Source organism: Pseudomonas sp. P1_F7 (assembly GCF_056405655.1).
Genome location: NZ_JBFUBR010000003.1, coordinates 1 through 13,905, shown reverse-complemented (window position 1 = coordinate 13,905; position 13,905 = coordinate 1). Strand labels below are relative to the sequence as shown.

16 protein-coding genes and 1 pseudogene are annotated in these 13,905 nt (G+C 60.0%); 9 read left to right on the top strand and 8 right to left on the bottom strand.

Features of this window, described 5'->3' with window-relative positions:
- Positions 1-81: 81 nt before the first annotated feature.
- A complete protein-coding gene (locus AC1D1M_RS04120) occupies positions 82-1,920 on the bottom strand; it encodes a long-chain-acyl-CoA synthetase (protein WP_477774668.1) in 1,839 nt (612 codons plus the stop codon).
- A gap of 36 nt (positions 1,921-1,956) precedes the next feature.
- Between AC1D1M_RS04120 and AC1D1M_RS04115 the strand changes: the two genes are divergently transcribed.
- Both AC1D1M_RS04115 and AC1D1M_RS04110 read left to right on the top strand, forming a co-directional pair.
- Complete coding sequence (locus AC1D1M_RS04115; RefSeq protein WP_477774667.1) at positions 1,957-2,211, top strand: hypothetical protein; 255 nt, start codon at positions 1,957-1,959, stop codon at positions 2,209-2,211.
- 64 nt (positions 2,212-2,275) lie between these two features.
- Positions 2,276-2,554: a DUF3509 domain-containing protein gene (locus AC1D1M_RS04110; protein WP_477774666.1), complete on the top strand. Its 279-nt coding sequence runs from the start codon at positions 2,276-2,278 to the stop codon at positions 2,552-2,554.
- Between the two features lie 138 nt (positions 2,555-2,692).
- Here AC1D1M_RS04110 and mtnC read toward each other — a convergent pair whose 3' ends face one another.
- The 5 genes from mtnC to aroC are packed head-to-tail and all read right to left on the bottom strand — an operon-like array spanning position 2,693 to position 6,835.
- Positions 2,693-3,376, bottom strand: a complete 684-nt coding sequence (gene mtnC / locus AC1D1M_RS04105) for an acireductone synthase (protein ID WP_477774665.1) — start codon at positions 3,374-3,376, stop codon at positions 2,693-2,695.
- Between the two features lie 4 nt (positions 3,377-3,380).
- Positions 3,381-3,926: a 1,2-dihydroxy-3-keto-5-methylthiopentene dioxygenase gene (locus AC1D1M_RS04100; protein WP_477774664.1), complete on the bottom strand. Its 546-nt coding sequence runs from the start codon at positions 3,924-3,926 to the stop codon at positions 3,381-3,383.
- Between the two features lie 20 nt (positions 3,927-3,946).
- Positions 3,947-4,567 carry a methylthioribulose 1-phosphate dehydratase gene (locus AC1D1M_RS04095; protein ID WP_477774663.1) on the bottom strand — a complete coding sequence of 207 codons (621 nt, stop codon included), beginning with the start codon at positions 4,565-4,567 and terminating at the stop codon, positions 3,947-3,949.
- Positions 4,564-5,715 carry an MFS transporter gene (locus AC1D1M_RS04090; protein WP_477774662.1) on the bottom strand — a complete coding sequence of 384 codons (1,152 nt, stop codon included), beginning with the start codon at positions 5,713-5,715 and terminating at the stop codon, positions 4,564-4,566. The genes AC1D1M_RS04095 and AC1D1M_RS04090 overlap by 4 nt, the downstream gene beginning before the upstream one ends.
- 28 nt (positions 5,716-5,743) lie before the next feature.
- Positions 5,744-6,835, bottom strand: a complete 1,092-nt coding sequence (gene aroC, locus AC1D1M_RS04085; RefSeq protein ID WP_085716874.1) for a chorismate synthase — start codon at positions 6,833-6,835, stop codon at positions 5,744-5,746.
- An 83-nt stretch (positions 6,836-6,918) separates the two neighbouring features.
- Here aroC and AC1D1M_RS04080 point away from each other — a divergent pair, with 83 nt between their 5' ends.
- Together AC1D1M_RS04080 and AC1D1M_RS04075 are read left to right on the top strand one after the other, a co-directional pair.
- Positions 6,919-7,917, top strand: a complete 999-nt coding sequence (locus AC1D1M_RS04080) for an alpha/beta hydrolase (protein WP_477774661.1) — start codon at positions 6,919-6,921, stop codon at positions 7,915-7,917.
- 99 nt (positions 7,918-8,016) lie between these two features.
- Positions 8,017-8,775: pseudogene (locus tag AC1D1M_RS04075) on the top strand (hypothetical protein); the annotation flags it as partial.
- Between the two features lie 58 nt (positions 8,776-8,833).
- Here AC1D1M_RS04075 and prmB read toward each other — a convergent pair.
- Entirely contained in the window at positions 8,834-9,742 is a 909-nt protein-coding gene (gene prmB, locus AC1D1M_RS04070) for a 50S ribosomal protein L3 N(5)-glutamine methyltransferase (RefSeq protein WP_477774660.1), read from the bottom strand.
- Positions 9,743-9,980: 238 nt separating this feature from the next.
- Here prmB and AC1D1M_RS04065 point away from each other — a divergent pair, with 238 nt between their 5' ends.
- The 5 genes from AC1D1M_RS04065 (at position 9,981) to AC1D1M_RS04045 (ending at position 12,758) form a co-directional block, all read left to right on the top strand.
- Positions 9,981-10,571 carry a cysteine hydrolase family protein gene (locus AC1D1M_RS04065; RefSeq protein WP_477774659.1) on the top strand — a complete coding sequence of 197 codons (591 nt, stop codon included), beginning with the start codon at positions 9,981-9,983 and terminating at the stop codon, positions 10,569-10,571.
- Between the two features lie 131 nt (positions 10,572-10,702).
- The gene (locus AC1D1M_RS04060; RefSeq protein ID WP_477774658.1) at positions 10,703-11,023 is read left to right on the top strand and encodes a hypothetical protein; all 321 of its coding nucleotides are present in this window, start codon (positions 10,703-10,705) and stop codon (positions 11,021-11,023) included.
- A 78-nt stretch (positions 11,024-11,101) separates the two neighbouring features.
- The gene (locus tag AC1D1M_RS04055; RefSeq protein ID WP_477774657.1) at positions 11,102-11,659 is read left to right on the top strand and encodes a Smr/MutS family protein; all 558 of its coding nucleotides are present in this window, start codon (positions 11,102-11,104) and stop codon (positions 11,657-11,659) included.
- 77 nt (positions 11,660-11,736) lie between these two features.
- The gene (gene folE / locus AC1D1M_RS04050; protein ID WP_007988130.1) at positions 11,737-12,282 is read left to right on the top strand and encodes a GTP cyclohydrolase I FolE; all 546 of its coding nucleotides are present in this window, start codon (positions 11,737-11,739) and stop codon (positions 12,280-12,282) included.
- Between the two features lie 104 nt (positions 12,283-12,386).
- Positions 12,387-12,758, top strand: coding sequence for a glutathione S-transferase N-terminal domain-containing protein (locus AC1D1M_RS04045; RefSeq protein ID WP_150724597.1), 372 nt, complete (start codon positions 12,387-12,389; stop codon positions 12,756-12,758).
- 66 nt (positions 12,759-12,824) lie between these two features.
- On the opposite strand, the gene AC1D1M_RS04040 is transcribed toward AC1D1M_RS04045, so the two are convergent.
- Positions 12,825-13,905, bottom strand: a 1,081-nt coding sequence (locus AC1D1M_RS04040) for an aminotransferase-like domain-containing protein (RefSeq protein WP_477774656.1), incomplete at its 5' end; no start/stop codon positions are given.

Here is a 13,905-nt window from a genome sequence, read left to right as displayed (position 1 = left end):
TGTCATTCGTAAAAGCCGACAGTTTCCCGAGCGGCCCCGGCACTGTCACTTGTTTTTTCTCATGGGCCGCCATAGTCAGATTCAATAGCGGTACTTGCCGCCGTGAATGTCGGACAACAACTGCTCGGTGACCTGCACGTAGGTCTGGGTCCCCGGCAGCCAGGCATAGATCGGATCATCTCCAGTTTTACCCGGGTCGAAAGCTTCGTCCTTGAGTCGGGTCTTCTGATATTTGAACGTTCCGGTGGTTTCCATTTTCACTTTCACCCGCAGGAACAACGGCACCGCATAGGCCGGCATTTGCTCACGGGCGAAGGCCAGCAGTTCGCTGAAGTCCAGGGTTGCCAGGGATTCGGCAGGCGTGATCGCCGCCATCCCGGCCCGCCCATTGGTGTTGCGGATTTCCACGCCATAGGCCACGGCTTCGGAAATATGCGGGTGTTGCAGGAGGATGTTTTCGACCTCCGTGGTCGAGACGTTTTCGCCCTTCCAGCGGTAGGTATCGCCCAGTCGGTCGACAAACTGCGCATGCCCAAAGCCGATGTTGCGCAACAGGTCGCCGGTGTTGAAGTAGCGGTCACCCTTTTCGAACACATCCTGGAGCACGACCTTGGCGGTTTTCTGCGGATCGGTGTAGCCGTCCAACGGTGCCTTGTCGTCGATTTTCGCCAGTAACAACCCCTGCTCACCCTTGGCGACCTTGCGCATCAAGCCATTGGCCTGACGAATCGGCGCACCGTTGTCGTGGTCGTACGCGACCAATTCCCAGGACATCAGGGAAAAACCGATGGTGTTGTCGAAATTCAGAATGTTGGTGAAACCGATATTGCCGTCGCTGGCGGCGTACAGCTCGCAGATGTGATTCACCGCAAAGCGGGTCTTGAACTCGTTCCAGGCGCCGGGGCGCAGGCCGTTGCCGATCATTTTCTTCACGTCGTGCCGACTGTCGTCGACGCTCGGCGGTTGATCGACCAGGTAGCGGCACAGTTCGCCGACATAACCGATGGTGGTCGCGTGGTACTTGCGCACGTCGCTCCAGAACTGACTGGCGCTGAATTTGCGGCGGATGGCGAACCCGCTGGCACCACTGACGGCCGAACCCCAGCACACGCAAAGGCCCGTGGCGTGGTACAGCGGCAAGGTGCAATAGACGACATCGTCGGGGCGCATGTCCAGGGCGATCATGCCGAAACTCGCAGAGCTGCGCATCCAGCGTCCGTGCTTGAACACGCCGGCCTTGGGCAGCCCCGTGGTGCCCGAGGTGTAGATATAAAAACAGGGATCGTCGAAGAAAATCTGCCGGCTGCTCGCCGGGTTGTCGCTGGCGTCGTCGAGGCTGACGGTCATCAGGTTGATGAAACCTTCAGGCGCGATACCCGGTTGGCGTGAAGTGTCCTGATCGGCGACGAACCAGGTTCGGTCAGCCTTGATCGACACCCGATCACGAACCGCCAGGTACGCCGGAGCCAACTCTTCACCGACAATGATCGCCACCGGCGTCACCAGATTCACGCTGTGCACCAGGGTGTCGCGGGTTTGCGAGGTATTGAGCAGCGCACTGATTGCGCCGACCTTGGCCACCGCCAGAATCGTCACCAGCAGTTCGGGGCGGTTCTCGATGAAGACCGCCACCACATCACCCTTGCCGATGCCTTGGCCGATCAGGTGATGGGCGATGCGGTTGGCCCATTGGTTGACCTCGGAGTAACTGAGCGTTACGTCGCCTTGCAACAGCGCCGGCCCCTTCGGGTTGCGCAATGTGGCTTGCTCGAAACTCCAGCCCAAACCACACGTTTGGGTCGGGTCCTTGACGTTGGCGGCCTTCATGCCTTTCACCACCCGGGGGATGGCCTTGGCGATGGAAGGCAGCTTGCGGAGCATCATGCCCCAGGTAATCGTGTCGTTCGACGTGCGGCTCATGATGCTCCCGTTCGATCTTTTTATTGTCGGGCTGCGATGACTGAATCCGAAAATACGTCAACGGTTCTTGAGCTGTACACGCGGTTTTTGAAATGTTTTGTATCTGCGATCTTGATCCGCAACAACGGAGTGAAAATCGTGATCTCACCCACGCCAATTGGTTCCATCGAGTCGCCGACGGACCTGCAAAATGCAGGATGCACGATGGCCATTCATGCAGATTGCACGAAAGCAAAAATCACTGAAAACCGTAACATATTGATTTTACTTAATATTTATCAGCTGAAATGAATGGCACAAAGGCTGCAACAGTCTTTCCATGCTTTCCATTCAAGTCATCACGGAGCTGAACGACATGAGCCTTATCCAGGAAAAATTTTCGTCCTTGTTCTCCAACTTCGCAGTCACTACCCAGGACCGCCCTGATGGCGGGATTCTGCTGACCTTGAGCAGCGCCGACGGCAGAGAATTCAAGCGCTCGATCTCTTACCAGCAATTGCACAATGGCGATCAACTGTCCTGGGTCATCAGCGCGATTCGCCGTGACCTCGCTGAACAGGCCAGCGAATTGCCGCAGATTTCCATGTTGCAGAGCCAGCAACGGTTTGCCTTGCCGACCTATCACTCGCTGTAAAAATAATGTGGAAAAAACTGTGGGAGCGAGCTTGCTCGCGAAGAGGGAGTATCAGTCAACATCAACGTTGAATGACACACCGCTTTCGCGAGCAAGCTCGCTCCCACAGTTCGTATGGCAGCTGCTAAACAATGGTGTTTAGAACGTTGAGGGTTCTATCCGCGCAAAGCTGTCCACGGTGACATGCCCTGCCAGTTCGCCGCCCTCGCGGGCCAGCCCGCAAGTAGCCATCCCCGCCGCACGCGCCGCGTCGAGCTCTTCGACGATGTCCGACAAAAACAGAATCTGTGTCGCCTCGACCTCAATTGCCTGCGTAATGTTGGCGTAGGACTGCGCCTCGCGCTTGGGCCCTGAAGTGGTGTCGAAGTAACCATTGAACAACGGTGTCAAATCCCCCGCCTCCGAGCAGCCGAAGATCAACCTCTGGGCCTGGATCGAACCGGACGAATAAACAAACAGTTGAAAGCCGTCCTGATGCCAGCGCTTGAGCGCTTCAACGGCGTCCGGGTACACRTGCCCCTTCAACTGCCCGGCCAGATACCCCTGCTCCCAGACCATGCCCTGCAACGCTTTCAACGGCGTGGCCTTGCGGTCCTCGGCAATCCAGCCCAGCAGGATCTCGACAACGCGCTCGACATCGGCGTCCGGCTCATTGCTGTCTCGGCGCACGGCGTCCAACTGTGCCGCCACGTCTACGCGCCCGGCGTGCTCACGAACGAAGTCCGGCAGATGCCTGGCCGCGTAAGGAAACAGCACGTCGAACACAAAACTCACCGCGCTGGTGGTGCCTTCGATGTCGGTGAGAATCGCTTTGATCGGCATCGACTCAGTCCTCCAGACGCGGGAATTGGCTGGCGATGTCTTCGCCGGTGAAATTGGCCACCCAGCCTTCCGGGTTGTTGAACAGACGGATCGCAATGAAATGCGGGTGCTCGCCCATGTCGAACCAGTGTTTGGTGCCCGCCGGCACCGAGATCAGGTCGTTTTTCTCGCACAGCACCGCGTACACGTAATCGTCGATGTGCAGGGTAAACAGGCCACGCCCGGCCACGAAAAATCGTACTTCGTCTTCGCCATGGCGGTGTTCGTTGAGGAACTTGGCGCGCAATTCGGCTTTTTGCGGGTGGTCGCTGTTGAGGCTGATCACGTCGACAGTGATGTAACCGCGTTCGGTCATCAGCTTGTCGATTTGGTCTTGATAGGCGGCGATCACTTCATCCTGGCTGGCACCCGGCTGGAGCTTGGTGGCGGCTTGCCAACGATCGAAACGCACGCCTTGCTCGGCCAGGGTCGAGGCGATGTCTTCGAAATGGGTCAGCACCTTGTTGGGGATTTCAGGGCTGGAGACGTGATAGACGGACAGGCTGCTCATCAGGGCAACTCCTTAACGGTTCATGCTTTAAAGAGCGAGCGCATCTTCAACTCGCACTCGAACAAAAATTCAAAGGCCTCGATCTGCCGCAGGGCGTCGCTCATGCGCGCGCCCCAGGTGTACAGGCCGTGCCCACGGATCAGGTAGCCGACGCAATCGGGATGGGCGTCCAGCCAAGGCTGCACCTTGGCGGCCAGGCGCGCAATGTCCTGGTCGTTGTCGAAAATCGGCACGCGCACCCGGGATTCGTGGGTCGTCACACCGCTGAAGGCTTTTTGCAGTTCGTAGTCTTCGAATTCGATGAAATCTTGCGGCGTCAGGCGCGACAGCACGGTGGCGTTCACCGAATGGGTATGCAGCACCGCACCGATCTCCGGGCGCCAGCTGTAGAGCTGGGTGTGCAGCAGGGTTTCAGCGGACGGTTTCTTACCCGGCTCCAGGCTGTTGCCTGACAGGTCAGTGACCAGCACATCGTCCATGCCCAGTTGCCCCTTGTGTTTGCCGGACACGGTCAGCAAGGCTTCGGTCGGCGACAGGCGGGTCGAGTAATTGCTGCTGGTGGCCGGCGACCAGCCGCGGCCATACAGAAAACGCCCGGCGTCGATGATTTCCTGGGCGAGTTGTTCACGGGTAAGGCTCATGGCCTGTCCTCTTGCATACGTGTGGCAATGATAACGGCAGCCGCGACGGCTGCGAGACTGGCAATACTAAATGTCCATGCCGCGCCGAGCGCATTCCAGCTGTAGCCGGAATACAACGCGCCCAACGCACCGCCGGTGCCGGCCAACGCGGCATACAGCGCCTGGCCCTGGCCTTGCTGGCGCGCACCGAAGCTACGTTGCACGAATGAAATGGCAGCGGCGTGAAAGCTGCCGAATGTCGCCGCGTGCAATACCTGGGCAAACAGCAATACCCAAAGGAATTCGGCCAACGACCCGAGCAGTAACCAGCGCAGCGCCGCCAGCAGAAAACTCGCCATCAGCACCCGGCGCAGTGAAAACCGCGCGAGGATCTTGCTCATGGCCAAAAACATCAAAACTTCAGCGACCACGCCGACCGCCCAGAGCATGCCGATCACGCCCCGGCTGTAACCCAGGTGCTCAAGGTGCAAGGTCAGGAACGTGTAATACGGCCCGTGGCTCATCTGCATCAGCGCCACGCAGCCGTAAAACGCCAACACACCGGGGTTGCGCAGTTGCTGGAGAAATCCCTCCCCGGTCAACCGTTCACCCTGAATCGGTTGCGCGTTAGGCACCCACAAACTGCTGACCACGATGCCGGCCAGGATCAGTACCAGCGCCGCCGGGTAGATGTCCAGGCTCAGCCATTCGAACAAACGGCCCAGCGCGACCACGGTGATGATGAAACCGATCGAACCCCACAGGCGAATCTGGCTGTAGCGCGAGGTCTGGCCCTGCAAGTGCGCCAGGGTGATGACTTCGAATTGCGGCAACACCGCGTGCCAGAAGAACGCATGCAAGGCCATGACCATCGCCAGCCAGGCGTAGGTCTTGCTGACGAAAATCAGCGAAAAGGTCAGCAGCGTGCACACCGCGCCAAAGCGCACGATGGCCAGTCGCCGACCGGTGTAGTCGCCCAGCCAGCCCCAGATATTCGGCGCCACGCAGCGCATCAGCATCGGGATCGCCACCAGTTCGCCGATGCGCGCGGCACTGAATCCGAGGTGATCGAAATACAGCGCCAGAAACGGCGCTGTCGAACCGAGCAAGGCGAAATAGAACAGATAGAAACTGGAGAGCCGCCAGTACGGGAGCGCCACTGCCGTCATTAGACGGCAGCGACTGAAAAGTCAGCCATTAAAGCTGACCCAGCACCGGGGTGCTCACGCGCACATCGGCGTTCTGCCCGCGGTGACGCAGCAGGTGATCCATCAGCACGATGGCCATCATCGCCTCGGCAATCGGCGTGGCGCGGATGCCGACGCACGGGTCGTGCCGGCCCTTGGTGATCACTTCCACCGGATTGCCATGAATGTCGATGGAACGGCCCGGCGTGGTGATGCTCGATGTCGGCTTCAGCGCCAGATGCGCAACGATGGGCTGACCGGAGGAAATACCGCCGAGAATGCCGCCGGCGTTGTTGCTGAGGAAACCTTGCGGGGTCATTTCATCGCGATGCTCGGTGCCTCGCTGGGCGACGCTGGCAAAACCGGCGCCGATTTCCACGCCCTTGACCGCGTTGATGCTCATCAGCGCATGGGCCAATTCGGCGTCGAGACGGTCGAAGATCGGCTCGCCCAGACCCGGCATCACGCCTTCGGCGACCACGGTGATCTTGGCGCCGACCGAATCCTGGTCGCGACGCAACTGGTCCATGTAGGCTTCCAGCTCCGGCACTTTGTCCGGGTCCGGGCTGAAGAAGGCATTCTGCTCGACCGATTCCCAGGTCTTGAACGGGATTTCAATCGGCCCCAGCTGGCTCATGTAGCCGCGAATGACGATGCCCTGGCTGGCCAGGTATTTTTTCGCAATCGCACCGGCCGCAACGCGCATCGCGGTTTCGCGGGCCGAGCTGCGACCGCCGCCGCGGTAGTCGCGCTCGCCGTACTTGTGGTGGTAGGTGTAGTCGGCGTGGGCCGGGCGGAACAGGTCCTTGATCGCCGAGTAGTCCTTGGACTTCTGGTCGGTGTTGCGAATCAGCAGGCCGATGGCGCAACCGGTGGTGCGGCCTTCGAACACGCCGGAGAGGATTTCGACTTCGTCGGCTTCCTGGCGCTGGGTGGTGTGGCGGCTGGTGCCGGGCTTGCGGCGGTCCAGGTCACGCTGCAGATCCTCAAGGGATATCTCCAGCCCCGGCGGGCAGCCATCGACAATGGCGACCAACGCCGGACCATGGCTTTCGCCCGCGGTGGTGACAGTGAACAGCTTGCCGTAGGTATTGCCGGACATGCAGGACGCTCCGTGAAATGAACCTGAATACGTAATGCGCGCCAGTATACGCAGGCTACCCAAGTAGTTCATCCTCGAACCTTATGGGTGCCTGTGAGTCCAACCGGCATCTTCTTGATGATGGCGCGATGATGCTGCGAGTTCTAGCCTTGAGCCTTACCCTGATTTCCGGCTTCGCCCAGGCGACTGTCCTGCAACGGCCGATGACGCTGGACACCGGCACCGGCGAGCTTTTCGGCTCGCTGTTACTGCCAAAATCCGACAATCCGGTACCGGTTGTCCTGATCATTTCCGGCTCCGGTCCTACGGATCGTGACGGAAACAACGCCGACGGCGGGCGCAATGACAGCCTCAAGCGCCTGGCCTGGGTGCTGGCCAAACACAACATCGCCAGTGTGCGCTACGACAAGCGCGGTGTGGCCGCGAGCCTGGCCGCCACGCCGGACGAGCGCAATCTGACGGTGGAAGCCTATGTGGCCGACGCCGAAGCCTGGGGCCAGAAACTCAAGAGCGATCCGCGTTTCGGCAAGCTGATTGTGCTGGGGCACAGCGAAGGCGCCTTGATCGCCAGCCTCGCTGCGCCGGGCATCGATGCCGACGCGGTGATTTCTGTCTCCGGCAGCGCCAGGCCGGTCGATCAGGTCATCCGCGAGCAACTGGGCAATCGCCTGCCGCCACCGCTGATGCTGCGCAGCAATGAACTGCTCGACAGCCTCAAGGCCGGGAAACCCGACGACAATGTGCCGCCACCCTTGCAGGCGATTTTCCGTCCGAGCGTGCAGCCGTACCTGATTTCCCTGTTCCGCCAGGACCCGGCCGCGGCGTTTGCCAAGCTGAAAATGCCGGCGCTGATCATCCAGGGCAGCAACGACATCCAGGTCGGCGTCAATGACGCAAGGCTGCTCAAGGCCGCCAAACCGGACGCCGAACTGGCGCTGATCGAGGGCATGAACCACGTCATGCGCATCGTTCCCAACGACGTCAAACGCCAACTGGCCTCCTATAAAGACCCACAATTGCCCCTGGCGGCGGAGCTGGGCACGCGGATCCTCGGGTTTATTGACGGACTTCGCACCAGTTAACCTCTCATTACCCTCCAGTCCTGAAAAAAACGGCCGATAAGCCTTTGTCGCCAGCACATTGGCTGGCGACAAGCTGAGCTTGGACAGGATCTCGCCGTTATGACTGACACCCAGACTTCACCCGACACCACCGCTGAAACTGACGCACCGCCAGCGGTCGAGCTGCCCTGGGCGGACGTCCACGTCGAGTACCACAAGATGCTCCGACTGGCGCCGCTGCAGACTGACCGCAACACGGGCGGGCGTCCGTTGCGCTTTGTCGAATTAGGCTATGCCGAGCGCAACGACAAGGCGCGCAGCCTGATGCGCATGAGTATCACCCTGCCCGGCCAGCGTGTGCGCAAGGAACAGAATCATCTGGACGTGTGGGTCGATCACGCCGAAAAACGCGTGCATTTCGGCCCGCAAAGCGGCTTGCAGGTTGAACCGCTGAACCGCGGCATTGGCCGCTATATGGCGGCCCAGGGCATCAACTGGGCGAAGAAGCGCTGGCCGACCTACACCATCGACGGCTTTGACCTGAACAACAAGGATGCGCTGAACGAAGACACCCGCCTGCGCCGCGATCATTTTTTGCGCGTGCACGGGTTCGACGTGGTGTACGCCGATGCCCAGCATTTGAAAGGTAGCGTCAAGCCGGTCAAGGTCGGCGACCTTTCTGGCGACTGGAACAGCGAAAAACTGCAGGTCGTGGAAATTCTCGAAGCGGCGCAGATGCTCCAGCAAGCCGAGCAGAACCTGGCCGAGCAGGAAGTCAAACTCAAGAAACACGAAGAAAAAGTCAGCAAGTACAAACGCGAAGACGCCGGACTGCGCTTCACCATCACTTGCCTGGTGGCGTTTGCGGTGTTTCAGGCGCTCCTACAGGAATACGCATTCCATGTAGGAGCTGCCGCAGGCTGCGATCTTTTGCTTTTTAAATGCGGGAAGCGAACAACGCCTGATGCTCCCGGCATTGCTGCGCGCTCAGCATGAACACACCATGACCGCCGCGTTCGAATTCGAGCCAGGCAAAGTCGACTTCCGGGTACAACGCCTCGACGTGCACCTGGCTGTTGCCCACTTCGACAATCAGCAAGCCCTTATCGGTCAGATGATCCGCCGCTTCGGCCAGCATGCGCCGCACCAGGTTCAAGCCGTCATCACCGCAGGCCAGGCCCAGTTCCGGTTCGTGCTGGTATTCGTCCGGCATGTCAGCGAAATCTTCCGCATCGACATAGGGCGGGTTCGACACGATCAAGTCGAAACGTTGTCCCGGCAAGCCCTCGAAACCGTCGCCCTGCACCGTGTACACACGCTCATCGACACCATGGCGCTCGATGTTCTGATTGGCCACTTCCAGCGCTTCGAACGACAGGTCCGCCAACACCACCTCGGCATGCTGGAACTCGTAGGCGCAGGCGATGCCGATGCAACCGGAACCGGTGCACAGGTCGAGAATCCGCGCCGGCTCGTTAGCCAGCCACGGAGTAAAACGGTTTTCGATCAGTTCGCCGATAGGAGAACGCGGGATCAGCACGCGCTCATCGACGATGAACGACATGCCACAGAACCAGGCCTCGCCCAGCAGATACGCGGTAGGCACCCGCTCTTCGATGCGGCGCTTGAGCAAAAGCTGCAGGTGAACCACTTCGTCTTCTTCCAGATTGCAGTCGAGGTAGCTGTCGGCGATTTCCCACGGCAGGTGCAGCGCGCCCAACACCAATTGCCGGGCTTCGTCCCAGGCGTTGTCAGTGCCATGGCCGAAAAACAGATCCTCCCCATGGAAGCGGCTGACGGCCCAACGGATATGGTCACGCAGGGTGCGAAGGCGGGAAGTGATCACGACGGCAAACTCCAGAAAAATCGACGGGCGATTCTACCAGTCAAACGGCGTCACGACGACGCGGGAAACTACCGATTCAAATGTAGGAGTTATCCGTTTTTTCGCCAGGCTATTGAACAAAACGCGACTATTGACAAGGCTACAGGCCAGCAACGACGGCACCTACGATCGTAGCGATTCACAGAACCGCTCAGCCAGAGGACAATGGCGCAAAAGCCCCACTCCAAGGAGCCCCAGAATGTCCGTTCCAAAAACGATGTTTCAACTCAGCGGCCGCGGTTACCCGGCAGCCAAACTGAGCCACGCGACCCTTATCATCATCGATGCCCAGAAAGAATACTTGAGCGGGCCACTGGCCCTCAGCGGCATGGATGAGGCCGTCGCAAACATCAAGCAATTGCTCGCCGCTGCCCGTGCAGCCGGCCGGCCGATCGTGCATGTCCGCCACCTCGGAACGCTCGGTGGAATGTTCAACCCGCAAGGCGTCGGTGGTGAGTTCATTCCGGGCCTGGAGCCACAGAGCGACGAAACCGTCATCGGTAAATTGCTGCCAAGCGCGTTCCACGGTACCGAACTGGCCAAACGCCTGGAAGACCTTGGCGCCCTCGACCTGATCGTCTGCGGTTTCATGAGTCACTCCAGCGTCAGCACCACCGTGCGCGCAGCAAAGAACCTGGGTTTCCGCTGCACGCTCATTGAAGACGCCTGCGCAACACGCGACCTGCCCTACAAGGGCGGAGTCCTGAGCGCCGAGCACGTTCATCAGACCGAAATGGCCATCATGGGTGACAACTTCGCCACCCTCGCCCTGACCTGTGAACTGATCTGATCGACACTCAATGAGCGGCCTGGAATGCCGCTCATCCGCAAAAACCTCTCATTTGCCGTAATTGTCTTAGCCTCAGGAACATCCCGGTCAACTCCCGGTCGAAGGGCCGATACCCATAGAGGAAGGTCGGAATGAAGTTATCCGATGGTTTTGACGCTCGCCGCTTGCGGCCCAAAGGCCAAAGCAACTGGCGTTTTCGTATCGGTGTGACGTTCGCGGCACTGCTGGCGATGTGCGGCGTGTTGCTCGTCATGGCCGGTGTCGCCAGCCTGCTCGGCCACGCACCCGCCCTGGGTGAATTGAACACCAGCCGCACCGGTGCTGCGGTGATCCTGGTCATCGGCCTGTTCGTGCTGTACCTCGGTGTCTGGCTATGGCGCCGTTGCCGTCGTCGCTCGCGGCAGTCGCGGGAACTGGCCATGTCGCCGCACCTGATGAAAAAACACGACTGAGCCAGGCGTCGCGCGCGTTTTTGTCGCGCCCGATTCGCTTCGAGTTGGGTAAACTGGCCGCCCTTCGCGGAGGCTGACATGCAAGACAACGATTTTTCCCTGTTCAAAAGCGCGATCCAAGGCGTCAAGCCGATCAAGCACGATCGCGCCGAAACCGGCAAACCCAAGGCTGACCGCGCGCAGATTGCCAAGCTGCGGCTGGCGGCCACCGTGCGCACCGAATCCACCACCGTTGACGGGCTGTCCGATCAGTTCGTCATCGACGTCGGCCCTGAAGACGAACTGATATGGGCCCGTGATGGCGTGCAGGAAAGCCAGATGCGCAAGCTCAAGATCGGACAGATCCCGTTCGAAGGCAGCCTCGACCTGCACGGCATGAGCGTGGAAAAGGCCCGGGAAACCCTCTGGGCGTTCCTGGCCGAAGCCACCAAATTCGAAATCCGCTGCGTGCGCGTCACCCATGGCAAGGCAGTACGCCTGGACGGCAAGCGGCCGATGATCAAAAGCCACGTCAACACCTGGCTGCGCCAGCATCCACAGGTGCTCGGCTTCACCTCGTGCCAGGCCAGACACGGCGGTGCCGGCGCGGTTTATGTGATGCTCAAACGCACCATGATGGAAGGTCGCGACGAGTAAAGCTGACGCGCCACGCTTGCAGCGTCGTGTCCGCCACCGTACCCTTGCCCTTTGCGTAAAATCCCACAGGTAGTTTCATGTCCCTGGAACAGAATTACACCGCGATCCTTGGCCAACTGGGCGAGGACGTCTCCCGCGAGGGCCTGCTCGACACGCCCAAGCGTGCCGCCAAAGCCATGCAGTACCTCTGCCGCGGCTATGAACAGACACTGGAAGAGGTCACCAACGGTGCCCTGTTCAGCTCCGACAACAGCGAAATGGTGCTGGTCAAGGACATCGAGTTGTACTCGTTGTGCGAACACCACCTGCTGCCGTTCATCGGCAAGGCTCACGTCGCCTACATCCCGAGCGGCAAGGTCCTGGGCCTGTCGAAAGTCGCGCGCATCGTCGACATGTACGCCCGTCGCCTGCAGATCCAGGAAAACCTCAGCCGCCAGATCGCCGACGCGGTCCAGCAGGTCACCGGCGCCCTGGGCGTTGCGGTGGTGATCGAGGCCAAGCACATGTGCATGATGATGCGCGGTGTGGAAAAGCAGAATTCGACGATGATCACCTCGGTGATGCTCGGCGAGTTCCGCGAGAACGCCGCCACCCGCAGCGAATTCCTCAGCCTCATCAAGTAATTCGCTGCACGAAGAAAACCGGCGTTCATCGCCGGTTTTTTTTCGCCTGCAAAAAATCAGGTAAGCTGCGCGCCCTTATTCATTCGCACCGTGAGGCTTTCAACGTGTTCGTAAAAGCGCTTCGTGTCGGCCTTGGCCAACTGATCATCTTCATTGACTTCATTACTCGTCCGAGCAAGAAAAAGCGCCCCGCCGCCGCTCAGGCCCAGGTCGAATCCGCCGCCAAGGGTCTGACCCTGTATCAATTCCACGCCTGCCCATTCTGCGTGAAAACCCGCCGCACCCTGCGCCGCCTGAATGTGCCGGTGGCCCTTCGCGATGCGAAGAACAACGAACAGGATCGCCAGACCTTGCTGGAGCAAGGCGGCAAGATCAAGGTGCCGTGCCTGCGCATCGAAGAGAATGGCCAGACCACCTGGATGTATGAGTCCAAGGTGATCATTGATTATCTGGATAAGCGGTTTGCGGCAGCCTGATTTGCTTGTGGTGTTGTGACTGACGCCATCGCGAGCAAGCTCGCTCCCACAGTGGATTTGTAGCGCTCACAAAACCTGTGGGAGCGAGCTTGCTCGCGATGAGGCCAGCCCAGACAACGCAAGCCCCGAACGCACCACCGCCGCCAATCGCTTGAGCCCCTCATCCAGCCGCGCCGGATCAATGTGGCTGAAGTTCAACCGCAGATACCCCGGATTAATATCCGGCTCGGGGAAGAACGGTTCCCCCGGCATGAACGCCACGTCATTGGCCAACGCGGCGGTGAGCAAGGTTCGGGTGTCTTGCGGCTGCTTGAGTTTCAACCAGAAAAACAGCCCGCCCTGCGGCACGTTCCAGTCCGCCAGATCGGAGAAATGAGTGTCCAGCGCCGATTGGAACGCATCCCGACGCCCACGGTAAAAGTCACGCAATTCACTGCGGTGTTGCCGGTACTTTTCACTGCCGATCCATTGCAGCGCCTGCCACTGACCGACCCGATTGGTGTGCAAATCCGCCGACTGCTTGAGTTTCAACAAATGCGGAAACAGATCCGGGCTGGCGATCAAGTAGCCGACGCGCAAACCCGGCAACAGGGTTTTCGACACGGTCCCGGTATAGATCCAGCTGACCTTCTTCAAGCGGCTGACAATCGGCGTGGCGCTGCCACCGTCGAAGGTCAGCTCGCGGTAAGGCTCGTCTTCAATCAGCGTCACGCTGAATTCATCGAGCAACGCGGCCACCGCGTCGCGTTTGGCTTCGCTGTAACGCACCGCCGATGGATTCTGGAAGGTCGGGATCAGGTAGATGAACGCCGGGCGGTGTTGTTCCAGGCGAGCACGTAGCTCCGACAAGTTCGGCCCGTCAGCCTCCAGCGGCACGGTCAGGCAATCGGCGCCGAACAGCTGAAAGATCTGCAATGCAGCGAGGTAGGTCGGCGCTTCAAGCAGGATTTCGGTGCCCTTGTCGATGTACAGCTTGGCGGCCAGGTCGAGGGTCTGCTGCGAGCCGCTGACCACCAGTACCTGGCTTGCCTCGCACGGCACTCCCAACGCTCGCGCCTCGGCGGCCAAAGCTTCACGCAGCGCCGGCTCGCCTTCGCTCATGCCGTATTGGCCCATGGACAGCGGCATGTCGGCCCAATCGACCACC